This is a genomic window from Kitasatospora sp. NPDC059803 (genome assembly GCF_042732255.1).
Taxonomy (GTDB): Bacteria; Actinomycetota; Actinomycetes; order Streptomycetales; family Streptomycetaceae; genus Kitasatospora.
The window spans coordinates 1,011-3,774 of sequence record NZ_JBHWIJ010000311.1; the positions used below are offsets into that span (position 1 = coordinate 1,011).

3 protein-coding genes and 1 pseudogene are annotated in these 2,764 nt (G+C 70.5%); all 4 read right to left on the reverse strand.

Annotated features, from left to right (window positions below):
* Positions 1–147: 147 nt before the first annotated feature.
* Complete coding sequence (locus ACFV6I_RS33215) at positions 148–678, reverse strand: R3H domain-containing nucleic acid-binding protein (protein WP_063348467.1); 531 nt, start codon at positions 676–678, stop codon at positions 148–150.
* A gap of 82 nt (positions 679–760) precedes the next feature.
* Complete coding sequence (gene yidC, locus ACFV6I_RS33220) at positions 761–1,933, reverse strand: membrane protein insertase YidC (protein WP_363368224.1); 1,173 nt, start codon at positions 1,931–1,933, stop codon at positions 761–763.
* Positions 1,930–2,301 carry a membrane protein insertion efficiency factor YidD gene (gene yidD / locus ACFV6I_RS33225; RefSeq protein ID WP_063348465.1) on the reverse strand — a complete coding sequence of 124 codons (372 nt, stop codon included), beginning with the start codon at positions 2,299–2,301 and terminating at the stop codon, positions 1,930–1,932. Before yidD ends, yidC begins: the two co-directional genes overlap by 4 nt.
* A 27-nt stretch (positions 2,302–2,328) precedes the next feature.
* Positions 2,329–2,660, reverse strand: a pseudogene (gene rnpA / locus ACFV6I_RS33230) (ribonuclease P protein component); the annotation flags it as partial.
* Between the last annotated feature and the right edge of the window lie 104 nt (positions 2,661–2,764).

The window sequence follows — 2,764 nt, forward strand, 5'->3', positions numbered from 1 at the left end:
CCCGCCGCCCCCCGCGGCCGGCGGGGCGGCCGGGGGGGGCGGGGGGCGCGCCGCCCCCCGCGGCCGGCGGGGCGGCCGGGGGGGGCGGGGGGCGGGGCGGGCCACCCCCCCGGCCCGCGGGGGCGCCCGGTCGTCGTACCGCCGGCCTCAGACCGGCAGCACGACCACGCACCGCTCGGGCTCCTCGCCCTCCGACTCGCTGCGCAGACCGGCGGCCGCGACCGCGTCGTGGACGACCTTGCGCTCGAAGGGCGTCATCGGCCGCAGCTTGACCTGCTCGCCACTGCTCTTCGCCTGCTCGGCGGCCTCGGCACCGAGCGCGGCCAGCTCGGAGCGCTTGCGGGCCCGGAAGCCGGCAATGTCCAGCATGAGGCGGCTGCGCTCCCCGGTCTCCCGGTGGACAGCCAACCGGGTCAGCTCCTGCAGCGCCTCCAGCACCTCGCCGTCCTGGCCGACCAGGCGCTGCAGCGCGCGGTCGTTGCCCTCACCGACGATGGAGACCAGGGCGCGGTCGCCCTCGACGTCCATGTCGATGTCACCGTCGAGGTCGGCGATGTCGAGCAGACCCTCCAGGTAGTCCGCCGCGATGTCGCCCTCCTGCTCCAGTCGGGCGATGACGTTCTCGTCGGTGCTGGCGGCGGCCTCGGCCTCGACGGCGGAGGTGGTGCCTTCCGTCACTGATGGACTCCTTCGGAGATGGGCCCAGATTGGTGGGCCGGGAACGAAGCTCTGCGCGCTGTCACAACGGATCCAGGGCCGGTCAGGACTTCTTCTTCGGCCGCTGGCCGCCACGCTTGGGCTGCTGCCGACCGGTGCCCGGCTTGGCCGCGCCGGGCTTGGCCGGGCCCTGCTGGGCGGCCGCCGGCTTGGCGCCGGAGTCGGCCGGGACGGTGTCGGCGGGCTCCTCGGCGGGCTCCTCGGCCGGGGCCTCGGTGTCCTTGGTCAGGTCGGCGGTGTGCTGAGCACCGCCCTGCTGGCGCTGCGCCTTGGTCTGCTTGCGGGGCTGCTGGCGGCGTGCCTGCGCCGACTCCTCGACCACGGCGGCCGCCGCCGAGGCGGCGTCGAGGGTCGACTTGGACGGGGGCAGCAGGCCCCAGAGCGCGCCCTTGATCTCCGAACCGTCCGGGTTCAGCCGGCCGGCCTTCTTCAGCCGGACCTGCCGCTCGTCCCACGCCTTGCTGCCCGGGGTCGGGTTGTTGTGGATGACGATCAGCTGCTGGCCCATCGACCAGACGTTGGTGGTCAGCCAGTAGACCAGGACACCGACGGGGAAGTTGATGCCCATCACGGCGAACATCACCGGGAAGACGTACATCAGCATCTTCTGCTGCTGCATGAACGGCGTCTTGACCGTGAGGTCGACGTTCTTGGTCATCAGCTGGCGCTGGGTGATGAACTGCGAGAGCGACATCATGATGATCATCACCGCGGTGACGATCTTGACGCTGGTCTCGTGGCTGCTGACGAAGGTCGCCGAGAGCGGGGCACCGAAGATGTGCGCCTTGCCGGCGCTCAGCAGCAGGTCGCCGTGGATGACGCCGATCTGCTCGCTCTTGGCGACCTTGGCGAGCACGCCGTAGAGGGCGGTGAAGAACGGCGCCTGCACGATGATGGGAAGGCAGCTGGAGAACGGGTTGGTACCCGCCTCCTTGTACAGCTTCATCATCTCTTCGGACTGGCGCTGCTTGTCGTTCTTGTAGCGCTCCTGGATGGCCTTCATCTTCGGCTGGATCGCCTGCATGGCCCGGGTCGCCTTGATCTGCTTCACGAAGAGCGGGATCAGGCAGATCCGGATGACGACCACCATCGAGGCGATGGCCAGACCCCAGGCCCAGCCACCGTCCGGGTCGAAGATGTTGCTGTACAGCGAGTGGAACTGGACGATGATCCAGGACACCGCTGTGTACAGGGGATTCAGGAAGGAGAAGGTCACCGGTCAGGCTCCTTGGACATGTGGATTGGCCCCTCGGGGCCAATGGTCGCCGGGCCCTCGGGGTCCGGACCGGCGGGGGTCGTGGTCACCGGCTGTCCGGTGGCGGACCGGCTGCTCAGCCAGTCTCGCAGCCGCCGGTGCCACACCGGATGCTTGCGCGGCGGAACGTGATCGACCCCGCCGGGCGTCCACGGATTGCAGCGCAGGATGCGCCACACGGTCAGTCCGCCGCCCTTGACCGCCCCGTGCACCTTCACGGCCTCGTAGCCGTAGTGCGAGCAGGAGGGGTAGTAACGGCAGACCGGACCGAGCAGTGGGCTGATGGTCCACTGGTAGACCCTGATCAAACCCATCAGCAGGAACTTCATCGTCCTGCTCCCGTCGGCGCCGTCGTGGCGGGCTCCACCTTCAGCAACCGTTTCAGCGCCGCGTCCAGGTCACGTTCGAGGTCCTGGTACGAGGCGGTCGCGGCCTGGGGCAGCGCACGCACCACTATCAGGCTACCGGCGGGCAGCCTGGAGAGACGATCACGAACGAGGTGCCGCAACCGGCGCTTGACCAGGTTGCGAACGACCGCCGGGCCGACGGCCTTGCTCACGACGAAACCCGCACGCGCCGAAGGAGTCCCCTCGGCGACGTGCGGGCGGGAGTCGCTGGTCCGGTCGGTCTGCCCCTTGGGGTCGTCTTCTCTGCTGAGATGGACGACCAGAAGGGGCCGGCCGGCCCGGGGGGGGGGGGGGGGGGCGGGAGGGGAGGGGCAGGGGCGGGGGCGCCCGCGGGCCGGAGGGACCAGGACCACACCAGAGCACCGAGGAGAGAGATCACTCGGGG